The sequence below is a fragment of the Archangium sp. genome (genome assembly GCF_057119385.1).
This window is the reverse complement of sequence record NZ_DBNGVP010000063.1, coordinates 1-13,680: the sequence shown is the minus strand read 5'-3', so window position 1 is coordinate 13,680 and position 13,680 is coordinate 1. Positions and strand designations below refer to the sequence as shown.

Genomic DNA, 13,680 nt, shown 5'->3' with positions numbered 1-13,680 from the left:
TGTCAGACCCCTCCCTAGAATGCTTCCCCTGCCCGGCCCCCACTCACCAGGGCCGGAGGAGGACAGGGTGATTCCGATGTGCAACAGCCAGGCGGCGTACTCGGCTCTCGAGGCGCTGCCCATGGGATGGGTTGGGGAGATCCTCGACGAGGAACTGGTGGCTTCGCCCCGGCCGGCGCCAGGTCAGGCCCGTGCCGCCTTCATGTTGGGAGTGGAACTCGGTGAACGGCTCGATCCCCGCCGCGGGGGCTCCGGCCGCTGGTGCTTCCTCCGCGCTCCCGAGCTCCGCCTCGGCCGCGATGTGCTCGTCCCCGATCTCGCCGGCTGGCGCCGCGACAGGCTCTCCGAGGCGCCCACGCCCGATGAGCCCTTCCTCACGCTCGCCCCGGATTGGATCTGCGAGGTCCTCACCCCCTCCACCGCCGCGCTCGACCGCACCCGCAAGCTGCCCGCCTACGCTCGCGCCGGTGTGTCCCACGTGTGGCTCGTCGACCCCGCCGCCCACACGCTCGAGGTCTTCCAGCGCGTCAAGCGCGGCTGGCTCCTCGTCGCCTCCTACGAGGGTGACTCCATCGTCCGCACCGAGCCCTTCCACTCGCTCCCCATCGAGCTCTCCTCCCTCTGGATGCCCACCGAGAGCTTCCTCGAGCGGGTCCGCTGACCCCCGAGGCGCCTCAGCTCGCCGCCCGGAGCCGGGGCGCCTCCGCCACCGCCCGCTGCGCCGCCGGCACCCGGGGCCTCTCGCCCGCCGCGCGCAGCAGCCGCCTCACCGCCCGCAGCATCAGGTCCGTGTCCAGTGGCGCCGCCAGGAAGCCTCGCGCTCCCAGCGCCCGCGCCCTCTCCACGTCCAGCTCCGGCACCTTCCCCGCCACCAGCAGCTGCGCCACCGGCCTGCGCCTCATCGCCTCCAGCGACGGCAACGGCGCCAGCACCACCGCCCGCTCGTCCGCCGCCAGCACCTGCTCCGTGCTCGCCACGCTCGCCCGGAAGCCCGCCTCCCCCAACACCCGCACCAGCCCCGCCGCCGCCGCCGCTCCCCACCCGTAGATGAGCACCGCGCCCGCCTCCTCCACCTCCTCCGGCAGCGCCAACAGCCCCGCCAGCTCCTCCATCTCCAGCGGCTCCAGCAGCGGAATGTCCAACGTCTCGCGCTCGGGATTCAGGTCCGGCAGGAGGATGCCGCGCCCCTCGTCGAAGGGCCCTCCCTCCGCCATGCGGTCCGGGTAGACCGCCATGTCCGCGTCCGCCTCGGGCAGCGTGATGGCCTCCACCTCCGCGCGCCGCGACGCCGTCTCCGCTCCCGTCTGGTAGAGCCGCTCGATGGCCCGGCCAATCGCCGCGTCCGTCGCCAGCCACGGCACCACCCGCGCCTTGCACGCCACGCCGCGCACCGCGTCCAGTGATTGCAGGCTCGCCGGCGCGGCGATCGCCACCACCAGCACCATGTCCCGCGGGCCCTCCAGCCACAGCGGCACCACCCGGTGCATCTCCGCCAGCCGCCTCGGCACCAGCGCCGCCAGCCGCGCGTCCACCCGCTGCGCGTCCAGGTTCATCGCCGGCACGCCCGTCTGGTTCGCCAGCGCCTCCAACACCTGCTCCGCCGTGCAGAAGCGCAGATCCACCACCACCTGCCCCAGCGGCACTCCCCACTTGCGCTGGTAGGCGAGCGCCGATTGCAACTGCAACCCGTCCAGCACTCCCAGCCCCACCAGGATTTCGCCCAGCCGTTTCTTCGTCTGCATTGGCCGCTCCCCCGTGCGTGCGTGGGCGGCTCTCTAGAACATTTCCACCGGGGCTGTCTTGTCCGTTCGCGTCAGAAGGTTGCCCCCAGGCGCCAATTCCTGTCTGTCTTCAGGGGCTGTCTGGTTATCCGGGGCGTGCGACGGGCCCCGTGTCCGCTTCCAGACGGCGGCGGAGGACGCCCCCCCTCTGCCGGGGGAGCGCCCGGAACGGCTCGGGGCCGGGGCCCGCTCGTAGTGGTTCCCTGGAGTTCCGCAGGCGTGGCGTGACGGGCAGCCATGCCGTTGGCCTCCTGGGGCGTCCCGAGGAGCGGGGCGGGGGGTCAAGGCACGTTCTCGGGCTGGTTCGAGAAGAGCGCATGGAAGAGCATCGTCTCGGGAGGCTCCTTCCATTCCACGACGAGCGGGACGGGGATTTCGGCGACCTCACGCGGGAGCGCACTGACACCGAACGTCTCCTCTATCTTCCTGGCGAAGATGTCGGCCGGGTGCCTCATCGGGGGAGGGAGGGGCTCGAAACGGACCGTGGAACGGAGCCGCACCTTGCCGGCCCGCTCGAATTCGATTCCGTAGAGCATGTAGATGGGCGCCAGGATGCTGATGCAGCCCACGACGACCCAGTCGAAAGGTGGCAGCGGCCGGCCCTTGACGGGATAGGCGACACAGCGGAAGCAGGCGTCCGGAGTCGCGGTGCCATCTCCAATGGTGAAGTCGGGAAGCTCTTGAGCCAGGGCATTCAAGAATGCATGCCAGCGGTCGGCCTTCTGGAGCACTTCTGCCCAGCGTGCTTCGCGTTTGTGATCCTCCGGGCTCGGCTCTTGTGTGAGATGTTGGTACCTGTCCGGGCGCCAGTACTCTCTTGCAATGGAGAGCAGTTGCTCCGGGGTCAAGTCCGTGCGGCTCATGGGATCCACTCTCCAAACTGAACGGGGATGGTCTTCTCATGGCAGGCCGTCTTCACACGCGAGCCACGGATGGAGACGCCCAACAAGGCACCGAATTCCGCCTTGAAGTCCTCGCACAACAAACCAAGTCCGGATGCCGGTGTGGCGGAACTGAAGACGAGGCGGGCGGCCTCATTGGCGCGTTCTGCTGCGATGCGCTGTGCGAGGGGAACGGAGAAATGGGCGTCCTCGTTCTCGATAGGCACGTCCACTCCGAATTTGCAAAGGAAGGACTCTCCCGTGACTCGCTGGATGTTGACGTGAACGCATGCGGCGCGCCAGCCACCTGGTTTGGTGCCGGTCTGTTTGACGACCGTGACGAATTGGAAGTGTCTGGGTTCGATTGCACCCGTGACAATGGTTCTGGTTCGCTTGGCGGGTAGGCAGCCCGAGAGGAGGGCGAGCAGAACGGCGAGGGTCTTGAGGCGTTCAGTTCGTCTTGGAGTGTTCACGTTCGAGAGGGCCCCGAAATGGGAAGGGGGGGACTCCAGGAGGGATGATGGGCCTGCGTCCACCCTCCATCCGTTGGGCTGCCCGGGCACCATGCGCCAAGTGCCCGCTTCCCGACGGTTGCCCGGGACCGTGAAGGGAGGACTGGCGGCATGCCGCATGACCTGTTAGGTTCACCCGCCGCATGCGCGAAAAACTACTTCCGCAGTATACCCTGCTTCTGGTCCTCGCCGCGGCCGTGGCCGTGGCCCGGGGGCGGGAGCCCATCGAGCGGGCCCTCATCCTCTCGGAGCACCCGAGGAGCGAGGCGCCCCGGGTGTACGTGGGGGGAAGGGTGGCCACGCTCCTGCGCCTGGAGAAGCCCTGTGACCCCGAGCGCACGGCGATGCTGGGGTGGGAAGGCCACTTCGAGCCCGTGGTGTGCGCGGGCAGGTGGGTGTTGCTCTATCCCTTGCGCGACCTCACCCCCGGCAACCCGTTCCTGCTCCGGGTGACGCTCGTGGATGGGACGGAGCTGCCATTCATCGTGACGTCCCACGAGCAGTCCTATGGCAACCGCGAGGTGGACCAGCAGGTCAACGTGTTCGCCAGCCGTGAGGACTACGACGCGGTGCTTGCCTCCCTGTACCGCGCGCTCCAGAGCGAGCGCGAGCTGCGCGACCAGGTCGAGCGCTACCAGCAGGAGGAGAACTCCATCGACCACGCCTACGCCACGCTGCTGTCCAATGGCGAGGTGAAGCAGGTGCCCTTCCGGCGGAAGAGTTCCTATGAGCTGAACGATGGGGACGTGGGCATGAAGGTCGAGATCTTCTCGGGGAAGGGAAACGGCAAGGCAGCGGTCGTGATCCGGCTCGACAACACGCATCGGGACAGGCCGTGGAGCCTCAAGGAGGCCCGTTTGTCCTCCGATTCGACATCCCGCACGGCCCAGCCATTCGCGCTTCGCATGAACCGGGCGGAGATCGTCTCCGGGGCGTCGGGAAGTCTCGCCGTCGTGGTGGACAAGAGCGCGTTTGTTTCGGAGAAGGGCATGGTGGGCCTCGTCCTGGAAATCTTCCGCGATGATGGCCTCCAGCAACTGGCCGTTTCGCTGGATCCCCAACTGGTGCAGGAGTAGGAGCGAGCAATGCCCATGATGCGTAGGACGGAGGCCTTCCTTCTCTCCTCCCTCGTGCTTCTGATGTCGGCGGGTTGCGCCACGGCTCCCTCCCCGTTTCCGGGTAAAGTAGCGCTGCGAGCGGATGGATCTCCGGTGGCGGACGAGTGCCCGGCGAAGGCCCTCGAGGTGATGCGGTATCTGAGAATAAGCGTCGGGGATTCAGCCTGGGTCTCGCTCGATGCGAACCAGATGAGTACGAGGCCCATCACGCTCTACGAGGGGCCCATCGAGAGCATCCTGGAAGAGGATCTGGGGACGCTCAGCTCTCCATCCCGTCTGTACGGACGCGTCTGGACGGAAGGCCCCCAGGTCGTCATCCGGTACTACGAGGCCCACCCCCTGGAAGGCGACAAGGTACCCATCTGCGCGGTGGCCCGGCTCGGCAAGGGGCAGCTGCGCAAGAGGCCCGAGTCCAAGCCGGGGATCGCCATCCTGGAGTCCCCCACCGCGATGGTCTTCGTCGTGGACGCGTTCCGGTGAGCTGATTCAGCCCGGATTCTTCACCAGGGTAGATGCAGCGCTGTCACGTCTCCGCACGCCCGCCGATCTCTGGGAATCGCTCGTAGGCCTGTTTGAGCGTCTCGAGGTGGGCGGGTTTGTCCAGGTCGAGTGGCGCCTCGGTGAGGCTCACCACCCACCCTCCAGACTCCGTCCGCCGGGCCCGCGCCAGCAGCTCGGCATCGCGGGTGGGGTCCGGGAAGCCGAGCGCCTCCGCGGCGGCTGCGGACCAGTAGTTGATCCACCCGAGGTACTGAGGAAGCCTGGGCGAGCGGATGTGCCACGGGAGCTTGAGCATGGGCAGTCCGTGAGGAGGATGTTCCGGCCCACCTGACTTCGGGCCCGTCTGCGCCGCGATGACCAGCCTCACGGGTCCCGGCGCCACGACGCCCCACCGGGCGCGCACGCCTTCCGCGACATTCTCCAACATGTCTCCTGCCGCGGCGACAACGGCGTCGTCCTGCGGGAGCTTCGCGTGGACGATCAGCAGCGGCTCGCCCCCCGGACTCGCCATCGCGCTCTCCCGCCGCCCATTCATCGTCACCGGGTAGCTCTCGTCCCCATTGCACAGCAACCCGAACTCGCCGTCCGCTATCGACTCAGCCAGCCACGCCTCACGCTCGGGAAGCGCGATGGGCCGCCCCGCATCCGAGACCCGCCACGCCAATCGCAACCCGGGGAGTGCCCGCTCCATCCCTTCCACGGCCGCGAGCGGGCGCCCGTCGTCCGTGGTGAGCGCTGGCGCGTAGACGTGCAGATGGAGGCGAGCCCGAGTGGTCATGGTTTGCACCCTGTGAACTTAATTGTTGCCCGCCAGGATCTGGCGGAGTCCGGGAAGCGCCTCTTTCGTGATGGGGTGCTCCGGCCCCAGAGCGCCGAGCAGGGCGTCCATGGCCTGCTGGGCCGTGATGGCGGCTTCGGGCTTTTTCAACGCGGCCTGGACTCGTGCGAGCTGGGTAAGGAATTGCGCTGTCTCGGGATGTTTCGGCCCAAGGGCGGCACGGGCGATGCTGGCGGCGCGCAGCAGAAACGCCTCTCCCTCCTGTGGGCGATTCTGTGCGGCCAGGTTGGAGCCGAGGTTCGCGAGAACAGCGCAGAGCCGTGGATGTCGAGGGCCGAGTGCCTGTTCGATGATGGAATGGGACTGGCGGAGTAACGCTTCTGCTTCGGCGTATCGGCCTTGTTGTTGGAGCACGCTGGCCAGGACGTGGAGCGAAACGCCGTAGTGGGGGTGGTGTGTGCCGAGCGCCTGCTCATAGATGGAGAGAGACTGGCGAAGCAGAGCCTCCGCCTCGGCATACTTGCCCTGACTTTCGAGCACCCTGGCCAATTCGTGGAGCGAAACGCCGTAGCTGGGGTGGTGTGTGCCGAGCGCCTGCTCATCGATGGAGAGAGACTGGCGAAGCAGCGCCTCCGCCTCGGCATATTTGCCCTGACTTTCGAGCACCCCGGCCAATTCGTGGAGCGAAGCGCCGTAGCTGGGGTGATGTGTGCCGAGCGCCTGCTCATAGATGGAGAGAGACTGGCGAAACAGAGCCTCCGCTTCGGCATATTTGCCCTGACTTTGGAGTACCCTGGCCAATTCGTGGAGCGAAGCGCCGTAGTTGGGGTGGTGTATGTCGAGCGCCTGCTCATGGATGGAGAGAGACTGGCGAAGTAGTGCCTCCGCCTCGGCATACTTACCCTGACTTTCGAGCACCCCGGCCAGGACGTGGAGCGAAGCGCCGTAGCTGGGGTGGTGTGTGCCGAGCGCCTGCTCATAGATGGAGAGAGACTGGCGAAGCAGAGCCTCCGCCTCGGCATACTTGCCCTGACTGTCGAGAACTACTCCCAGTTCGTGAAGGATCCACCCGCGAGCCAGAGCTGAAGTCCGTTCAGCTTGAAGCTGGCGGCGGAGAAGTGATTCGGCTTCGGTGAATCGTCCTTGTTGGATGAGAGCCTGGGTGAGCACTTTCCACTGCTCATTGTCGGTCTCGAACGCTCTTCGAGCCCAGAGATGGGCTACATCCGCGTCTCCCGCCAGGAGGGCGATGTTGGCGGCCTGATCCCAGCGCCCACTTGTCCCAGGTGTCCTCCGAAGTAGGACTTCCGCCAACTCACCTCGGCTTCCGGTTGGTATGAATCGCGTGGAGCGGGTACTCGCGGCCCAGAAAGACGTTTCCTCGGCGTCTACCTGCTCTTCGCCGTGCAACCGCTGCTCGATGGTGTTCAGTTTCGCCTCATGCAGCCGCCGTATCCGGTCACGCTCCGCTCCAAATGCTCGCATCACGGGTGGGGGCGCCCTTCCACGGACCTGCTCCTTCTCCATCACCAGACCCTGCTCAGCGGCCAGCCGCCCGACAGCCGCTCCAGGATCCGCACTCTTCAGCAGCTCCCCGTCCAGGAAGTGCTCTTCGACGCCTCGTTCCAGCAGTCCACCCAGCAATTGGATGGTTTCGGGCTCCAGGTCCACCAGCGCCGCCAACCGGCCCGGTTGCTTCGACCCAGCGCTCCTCAGCCGCTCGCAGGCCTCCGCTGGCTCCGCCACCCGCGCATGCATCTCCCACCACCCGGGGGACCGCACGGCGGGTTCCACCAGGATGGTTCTCGTCCGGCGTCCCGCCTCGGCCATCGCCCAGCGAACCCGTCGCAGCCGGAAGTCTCCATCCACTTCCGTCCACGCGAGCCACTCCCTCCCGCCGGCTGCCTTCGCCTCCGCGACGAGCTCCTCGTACGGTCTCGCCGCGCTGATCCGCCGAAGTGTCCGGCGCGGTCTCGCAGCGGCGAAGCTCGCCTCCAGGTCTCCTCCCGTCCACACGATGCCAGGTACCCGGGCGGCCAGCGCACAGCGGAGCCCCGCCACCGCGTAGGGGGCCGGTCCCGCGGGGCACTCCAACCGAAGCGAAATCCAGTCCAGGAAGTCCACGGCGCGCTTCAACAACGCCTCGGACACTTCGCGCGTGCACCACAGCACCACTCGCAGCTCACGCGAGGCGAACAGCGGCCGGTTGATGTTCAGCCAGTCCGCGTCCTCCGTGCGCCCAATCAGCACCAGCATCGAGCCGGGCTTTGCCTCCGCCAGCCGGTAGGCCTCGGTGTGGACCTCCAGCTCCGGGGCGATGGGCAGCAATGTCCGCACCAACTCCCCCAGCCGCTCGGGGCGGGCGTGGTCCACCAGCACCAGCAGCCCGGCACGAGACAGCCCCAGCGAAATCTTCAGCCGGCGGAGCCAGCCTGGGGTGGCTGGACCCGATGCATCGTCAGCAGCGGATGGGGGTAGTACCATTCCGAGTCATTGGGGTAGGGCAGCAGATGATGGTAGTCGAGCAGCTCATGCGCCAGCTCGCCTGACGGCAGCTCGTGTTTCGGATCACTCATCACCTCCTGCAGGAGCCGGATGTGATCCTTGTTCAGTCCAGTCTCCTGTCTCAGACGCCATTCATCCAATACCTGCTTCACCAACTCCGGTGTCGCCGTGGATGCATCCTGGTCCCAGGCCAGCTCGACGAGCGAGCGGATGAACCGGACGAAATCCCTGGCTCTCCCGCCCGAGCGGTAGGCGAGCTCGACCAGCAGCTTCCGATCCACCAGTTCCAGGGCCTCGTTTCCGAGATCCTTCACCCGTTGAGCATACACATTGCAGAAGAACTCCACTCCCTTTCCGGGGCGGCTCGGGTCGTCATGGTCCAGGACGGGCTCATTCACCAGGGCGCTGGCCTTGAAGCCACGGACTCCAGCCGTGGCCACGTGGTGCCGGAGCGCGAAGGGACCACACACCACCAGGGGACAGCTGAGCTGGGAGAGCAGCTGTGACTCGACGAAGAGCTCCTTCGCGCGTTTGACATCCCGGATTCGATCCAGGCCATCGATGATGAGCAGCACCTTGCGGTGCTTCTGCTGCACTTCACCCAGCAGCAGGTTGACGGCGCCCAGCAGCTCCTGCACCTGCCGCTCCTGGTCGGGCACTGTCTTCTCACTGCGCCCCAGCGGCAGATTCCAGATCCACGACCGCATGGAGCCCATCACGGTCTTCGCCGTCTTGAGCCCCCAGGCCGTCCCCGCCGCCTCCACGCCCAGTGCTCCCGTGGTGGCCAGGGTTGCCCCCAACTCCAGGGCCTCCTTGGCGAAGGAGCCCAGGTCGAGCTGGGGATTCGGGGTATTCGTGGCCACAGCGAGCCCCTGCCAGGCCCGGCCGAGTTGCTTCACCATCTCGGGGTCGATCTCGAGCCCCAACCGCTCCTTGTACTGGAACACCAGCGCCAGCCCCGCCAGGAAGCACACTTCCCAGGCTTGAATCAGGTGCAGCGCATTCGGGTCCTTCACCACGTTGGTGAAGTGCCGCTCGAGGTCCAGGAAGACGACCAGCTCGCGGTTCTCGCGCTCATCGGCGACGCGCATCAACTCCGTCGTCTTGCCCGTGCCCACCGTTCCCATCAGCAGGATGCGCGGCGTGCCGAAGGGCCGATCCAACGTCTCCAGAATCTTCTGCGCCGGGCTGTGGGGACGGGGCGCCCGCCATTCCATGGGGGCGGGCAACTCCGGGTCGAAGCGCTCGTAGAGTTTCTGCCAGAGGTCACGGCGTGACATGGCCCGGCTTCTATCACCTGCCCCTGGCTCCGGCGAGCACATGGGCAGGCAGTCCCTGACTACTGAGCATTACCAGGTGGGCTCGGGCACCGGCGCGGAGAGCACGTGCCGGCGCGGCTCGCCCACCACGCCCAGCTGCACGCCCAGCCGGTACAGCACCCGCGTCTCCTCGAGCACCGGCTCCCACGGCGCCGTCATCCGCGCGCCCGCGGCCGCCTCGTCGTCGCTGTTGTCCCCCTGCTTCTCCCCCAGCAGCTCCGACAGCACCTCCGCCGCCCCCTTCTTGCGCGGGAACACCTCCACCCGCACCGGGCCCTCCAGCTTCGCCGCCTCCTTCGCCAGCTTCAGCGCCACCGGGAAGCCGCCCAGCTCGTCCACCAGCCCCCGCTCCTTCGCGTCCTCCCCCGTCCACACCCGCCCCTTCGCCACCTCCCGCAGCTGCTCCACCGGCATCTTCCTCCCCGCCGCCGCCTTGCTCGTGAAGTCCGCGTACACCTGGTCCAGGAAGGCCTCGTTCTTCGCGTGCTGCTCCGGCGTGAACTCCATGTCCGAGCTGTACATCGTCGCGTTCTTCCCCGCCCCCAACGGCTCCCAGTTCACCCCCAGCTTCTCCCAGAAGTCCGCCGTCACCATCTTCCCGTTGAACACCCCGATGCTCCCCGTCAGCGTCCCCGGCTGCGCCACGATCTTGTCCGCGTCCATCGCCACGAAGTACCCCCCGCTCGCCGCGTACGAGCCCATCGTCACGATGACCGGCTTGCCCTTCTCCCGCGCCCGCTGCACCTCGCGCCGCACCGTGTCGCTCGCCACGTAGCTGCCTCCCGGGCTGTCCACCCGGAACACGATGGCCTTCACGCTCGTGTCCTCCACCGCCTTGCGGAACGCCGCCGCCACCGTGTCGCTCCCCATCGTCACCTCCCCCGACATGGGGCTCGCCCGGCTGCGGCCCCGGGCAATCTCCCCCGCCCCGTAGATGAGCGCCACCGTCTGCCCCCCCGTCCGGTTCGGCCTCCCCGCCCGCTCCAGGTACTTCTCCAGGTACAACAGCTCCGACCCCTCGCCCGCCGCCTCCTTCACCTTCGCGTACACCTCGTCGCGGTACAGCAGCCCGTCCACCAGCTTCGCCTCCAGCGCCCGCGGCGCCAGCAGCGGCGCCTCGTCCATCGCCGCCCTCGCCTGCTCCTCGCTCAGGCCCCGGCCCTCGGCGATTCCCTTCACCATCTGCCCGAAGAGGCTCGTCAGGAAGCGCTCCGTCTCCTCCCGGTGCGGCGCCGTGTACGTCTGCTCCGTGTACGTGTTCACCGCCGCCTTGTACTCCTGGCGCTTGCTCATCCGCGGCTTCACCCCGAGCCTCGCCAGCGCATCCCGCGCGAAGGGCGTCTCGATGGCGATGCCCGTCACCGACAGCTCCCCCGAGGGCTGCAGGTACACCTCGTCGAAGGCCGAGGCCAGGTAGTACCCCCCCGTCGAGTTGTCCCCCTCGCCGAACGTGTCCGCGTACGCCACCGCCTTCTTCCCCGTCGCCCGGAAGGCCTTCACCGCGTCGCGCAGCTCCTGCACCACCGCCGTGCTCCCCGGCGTCCCGTTCACCTTCACCACCAGCCCCTTCACCCGCTCGTCTCCCCCCGCCCGCTCCAGCGCGTCCACCACGTCCCTCACCGTCAGCCGCTCCGGGCCGAACGCGCTCGCCCACGAGTCCTCCGGCACGTGCTCCACCAGCCGCTCGTCCAGCTCCAGCTCCAACACCACCTGCCCCGGTACCCCCGGCTTGTTCGACGCCCCCATGAAGAGCAGCCCCAACACCAACCCCGTGAAAAGGAGGGTCAGCGCCCCCACCACCGCGAGCAGTCCAATCAAGATGCGTTTCATGCGCGAGGCTCCCTCCACCTGCGTGTCCGTGTACGGCGAGGGCTTACTACTAACCGCCTCCCGTGACGACGCCCGCCCCTGTATGCCCTCCGTGCCCCCCGGCGCGCAGGGCGGCCAGACGTCTCCTGCCGCGCACTCCCGGCCCGCTCCCTGCAAGCCCCCCTTCCCTCCTCCCTCCAGGGAAAACGGATTGTCCGGGGATGGACGGATTTCCGGTGCGAGCCGGGCTTCCGGAGGACTTCTGGAGAAGGGGGGCTCCCGCTCGTGCGGGGGATGCCTATTCCTAGCGGAGTCGACTCCCGTGCATCCCGAAGGACTCCGCGCCATGATGGACGAACTCCTCTCCCTCTCCGTGCAGACGCCTCCTCCGATGGCGCGGACCCGCCAGGGCCCGGCCGTGACGGTGCTGGAGCCGCCCTCGGCGTGGCGGGACCCCGAGAACGAGTCGCCCTTCTTCGAGCCCATCCCCGTGCGCATCCACACCGTCGAGGGCGCCGGGGGGGTGTCCCTGCGCGTGTACGACGCGGGGGACGTGTACGGGCCGCCCCTCTTCTTCGTCCACGGCTTCTCCCAGTGCCACCTGGCGTGGCGGCGGCAGTTCCAGAGCGCCCTGGGCCTGGGCTTCCGGCTGGTGGCCATGGATCTGCGGGGGCACGGCCTGTCCGACAAGCCCCGGGGGGGCTATGGGGACGGGCGCGTGTGGGCCCGGGACATCCAAGCCGTCATGTCGGCGCTGGAGCTGGAGCGGCCGCTGATGGTGGGCTGGTCCTACGGCGGCATGGTGGTGGCCGACTACCTGCGGAACTTCGGGCAGGAGCACGTGGCCGGTGTGCACTTCGTGTCCGCCCTGGTGAAGAGCGGCTCGGAGGAGGCCTTCGGGCTGCTGTCGCCCGAGCTGCTCGCGCTCATCCCGGGCCTGTTCACCGAGGAGGCGGGCCACGGCCGCGCCACCCTGGAGCGCTTCGTGTCGCTGCTGCACCACCAGCCGGTGTCCCAGGAGACGCGCAAGCGCGTGTTGGCCTACACGGAGATGGTGCCGGCGTACGTGCGCGAGGCGCTCGGCTCGCGCTCCGAGGACCATGACGACGTGCTGCACCGGCTCACCGTGCCGGTGCTCGTGACGCACGGGGTGGAGGACCGCGTGGTGCTGCCCGCCTCCAGCCGCCACATCCTCTCCCTGGTGCCCGGGGCCCAGCTGTCCCTCTACCCCGGCGTGGGCCACTCGCCCTTCTGGGAGGACTCCCGCCGCTTCAACCGCGAGCTGGCCGCCTTCGCCGCGCGGTGCTGGTAGGGGGCGGGGCCTGGCTCACACCTCGGTGAAGCACGTGCCGGTGATGCCCTCGCGCTCCAGGGACTGCTTGAGGTCCTCGGAGACGAGGAGGGACAGGTACCAGCCCCACGGACGGAAGACGCGGGCGCCTTCTGTCCTCGCCGGGTCGATGCGCATTCCCCGCACGTTCTTGTACTCGCCGACCTTCTCGGGCTGGCCATCCTCGGGCGTGAAGTACCGCACCTCCGCACAGCGGGCGTCGTCGATGCAGCGGAGGATGCGCAAGGCATTGAGGATGAACCAGGGCTCGGCCTGGCCCTCCACATCCACGGGGATGAACTGGACTTCCTGGATGCCCATGCGCTCGAAGAGCTGGACGACGCGGCCGTGGACCACGGGGGTGGCGAAAGAGTCCAGGGTGAACTCCAGCGCGACTCCGTCGGGTCTCACGGGAAACCGGATGATTCCCTGGGGCTCGAGCCAGCGGCCTTCGGTGAATTGCCAGGGATTGAGCTTCTGCCCGTGCTCATCGACAGGCGTCCTCAGGTGCCAGCGCCCGGGGTGATAGAGGTCATCTCTCAGTTGATAGTACCTGGACATGTTTTTCGCTTCGAACTCAATCCCCTGACTTCGTTATCAGCCGGTGGAGATGTGAACCGGGAGTGCAGAGTTCGTCCGCGATTTGCTTGAGTGCTGTCACCAGCCTGCTCCTGCATTGAGCAAGCGTCCCGCAGTTCCTCATGGCTCGTTGGAGCCTGTTATATACCTCGTCATGGTACTCCTTGGGATGAGGGCCCTTATGGCCCTTGAGGTAGATGCGGTTCTCCTTCGCGTCCAGGCTCATCCCCGCCATCTCGAAGAAGTCCTCGAATAGGGGAGTCCATGGGCCACCGCGCAGCGTTGAAATGCTGTTCTTGTCGGTGGCGAGGTGGTGCCAAGAGTAGCCGTCCGTCTTCTCGGAGCCATCGGTGCAGGCGCTGCCTGCTGAGGTCGCCACCGTGCCCGCCGCCACGCCCGTGACGAGCACGGTGCCGTCGGCCACCATCTGCACCGCTGACGCGCCCTCCAGGGACAGGCCCTCGGGGAGGGCGTAGCGCGGGGCGCGCAGCAACGCCGTGAGTCCGCCCTCGGGCACCGGGGGCAGTCCCTTGGCCACGCCCAGGCTGGCCACCAGCATGAGCACCC

13 protein-coding genes are annotated in these 13,680 nt (G+C 67.8%); 4 read left to right on the top strand and 9 right to left on the bottom strand.

Annotation, left to right across the window (positions count from 1 at the left end; translation table 11 throughout):
• Positions 1 to 76 precede the first annotated feature (76 nt).
• A complete protein-coding gene (locus tag AC16DP_RS14550; RefSeq protein ID WP_329728756.1) occupies positions 77 to 661 on the top strand; it encodes a Uma2 family endonuclease in 585 nt (194 codons plus the stop codon).
• Positions 662 to 674: 13 nt separating this feature from the next.
• Here AC16DP_RS14550 and AC16DP_RS14545 read toward each other — a convergent pair whose 3' ends face one another.
• The 3 genes from AC16DP_RS14545 to AC16DP_RS14535 all read right to left on the bottom strand — a co-directional run bounded on the left by AC16DP_RS14545 (position 675) and on the right by AC16DP_RS14535 (position 3,135).
• A complete protein-coding gene (locus AC16DP_RS14545) occupies positions 675 to 1,742 on the bottom strand; it encodes a cyclic di-GMP-binding domain-containing protein, MshE-related (RefSeq protein ID WP_329728727.1) in 1,068 nt (355 codons plus the stop codon).
• A 320-nt stretch (positions 1,743 to 2,062) separates the two neighbouring features.
• On the bottom strand, positions 2,063 to 2,644 hold the full coding sequence (locus AC16DP_RS14540) for a hypothetical protein (RefSeq protein WP_329728728.1): 582 nt from the start codon (positions 2,642 to 2,644) through the stop codon (positions 2,063 to 2,065).
• Positions 2,641 to 3,135: a hypothetical protein gene (locus tag AC16DP_RS14535; protein WP_329728729.1), complete on the bottom strand. Its 495-nt coding sequence runs from the start codon at positions 3,133 to 3,135 to the stop codon at positions 2,641 to 2,643. Before AC16DP_RS14535 ends, AC16DP_RS14540 begins: the two co-directional genes overlap by 4 nt.
• A 182-nt stretch (positions 3,136 to 3,317) precedes the next feature.
• Here AC16DP_RS14535 and AC16DP_RS14530 point away from each other — a divergent pair, with 182 nt between their 5' ends.
• The gene (locus AC16DP_RS14530; protein WP_329728730.1) at positions 3,318 to 4,250 is read left to right on the top strand and encodes a DUF2381 family protein; all 933 of its coding nucleotides are present in this window, start codon (positions 3,318 to 3,320) and stop codon (positions 4,248 to 4,250) included.
• A 231-nt stretch (positions 4,251 to 4,481) separates the two neighbouring features.
• Entirely contained in the window at positions 4,482 to 4,772 is a 291-nt protein-coding gene (locus tag AC16DP_RS14525) for a hypothetical protein (RefSeq protein ID WP_329728731.1), read from the top strand.
• A 43-nt stretch (positions 4,773 to 4,815) separates the two neighbouring features.
• On the opposite strand, the gene AC16DP_RS14520 is transcribed toward AC16DP_RS14525, so the two are convergent.
• The 4 genes from AC16DP_RS14520 to sppA all read right to left on the bottom strand — a co-directional run bounded on the left by AC16DP_RS14520 (position 4,816) and on the right by sppA (position 11,225).
• Positions 4,816 to 5,571, bottom strand: a complete 756-nt coding sequence (locus AC16DP_RS14520; RefSeq protein ID WP_329728732.1) for a DUF5953 family protein — start codon at positions 5,569 to 5,571, stop codon at positions 4,816 to 4,818.
• 18 nt (positions 5,572 to 5,589) lie between these two features.
• A complete protein-coding gene (locus tag AC16DP_RS14515) occupies positions 5,590 to 7,950 on the bottom strand; it encodes a tetratricopeptide repeat protein (protein ID WP_483956727.1) in 2,361 nt (786 codons plus the stop codon).
• 35 nt (positions 7,951 to 7,985) lie between these two features.
• Complete coding sequence (locus AC16DP_RS14510) at positions 7,986 to 9,356, bottom strand: hypothetical protein (RefSeq protein WP_329728734.1); 1,371 nt, start codon at positions 9,354 to 9,356, stop codon at positions 7,986 to 7,988.
• A 69-nt stretch (positions 9,357 to 9,425) separates the two neighbouring features.
• Positions 9,426 to 11,225, bottom strand: a complete 1,800-nt coding sequence (gene sppA, locus AC16DP_RS14505) for a signal peptide peptidase SppA (RefSeq protein ID WP_329728735.1) — start codon at positions 11,223 to 11,225, stop codon at positions 9,426 to 9,428.
• Between the two features lie 325 nt (positions 11,226 to 11,550).
• On the opposite strand from sppA, the gene AC16DP_RS14500 reads away from it, so the two are divergent.
• On the top strand, positions 11,551 to 12,516 hold the full coding sequence (locus AC16DP_RS14500; RefSeq protein WP_329728736.1) for an alpha/beta fold hydrolase: 966 nt from the start codon (positions 11,551 to 11,553) through the stop codon (positions 12,514 to 12,516).
• A gap of 15 nt (positions 12,517 to 12,531) precedes the next feature.
• On the opposite strand, the gene AC16DP_RS14495 is transcribed toward AC16DP_RS14500, so the two are convergent.
• Positions 12,532 to 13,095: an imm11 family protein gene (locus AC16DP_RS14495; RefSeq protein WP_329728737.1), complete on the bottom strand. Its 564-nt coding sequence runs from the start codon at positions 13,093 to 13,095 to the stop codon at positions 12,532 to 12,534.
• Positions 13,096 to 13,111: 16 nt separating this feature from the next.
• Positions 13,112 to 13,680 (bottom strand): AHH domain-containing protein (locus tag AC16DP_RS14490; protein ID WP_483956726.1); only part of this gene is annotated, 569 nt, incomplete at its 5' end.

Bases quoted from the DNA above. Each gene is read 5' to 3' on its own strand.
- AC16DP_RS14550 (WP_329728756.1), top strand. From the start codon at position 77: ATGTGCAACAGCCAGGCGGCGTACTCGGCTCTCGAGGCGCTGCCCATG.
- AC16DP_RS14545 (WP_329728727.1), bottom strand. From the start codon at position 1,742: ATGCAGACGAAGAAACGGCTGGGCGAAATCCTGGTGGGGCTGGGAGTG.
- AC16DP_RS14540 (WP_329728728.1), bottom strand. From the start codon at position 2,644: ATGAGCCGCACGGACTTGACCCCGGAGCAACTGCTCTCCATTGCAAGA.
- AC16DP_RS14530 (WP_329728730.1), top strand. From the start codon at position 3,318: ATGCGCGAAAAACTACTTCCGCAGTATACCCTGCTTCTGGTCCTCGCC.
- AC16DP_RS14525 (WP_329728731.1), top strand. From the start codon at position 4,482: ATGAGTACGAGGCCCATCACGCTCTACGAGGGGCCCATCGAGAGCATC.
- AC16DP_RS14520 (WP_329728732.1), bottom strand. From the start codon at position 5,571: ATGACCACTCGGGCTCGCCTCCATCTGCACGTCTACGCGCCAGCGCTC.
- AC16DP_RS14510 (WP_329728734.1), bottom strand. From the start codon at position 9,356: ATGTCACGCCGTGACCTCTGGCAGAAACTCTACGAGCGCTTCGACCCG.
- sppA (WP_329728735.1), bottom strand. From the start codon at position 11,225: ATGAAACGCATCTTGATTGGACTGCTCGCGGTGGTGGGGGCGCTGACC.
- AC16DP_RS14500 (WP_329728736.1), top strand. From the start codon at position 11,551: ATGATGGACGAACTCCTCTCCCTCTCCGTGCAGACGCCTCCTCCGATG.
- AC16DP_RS14495 (WP_329728737.1), bottom strand. From the start codon at position 13,095: ATGTCCAGGTACTATCAACTGAGAGATGACCTCTATCACCCCGGGCGC.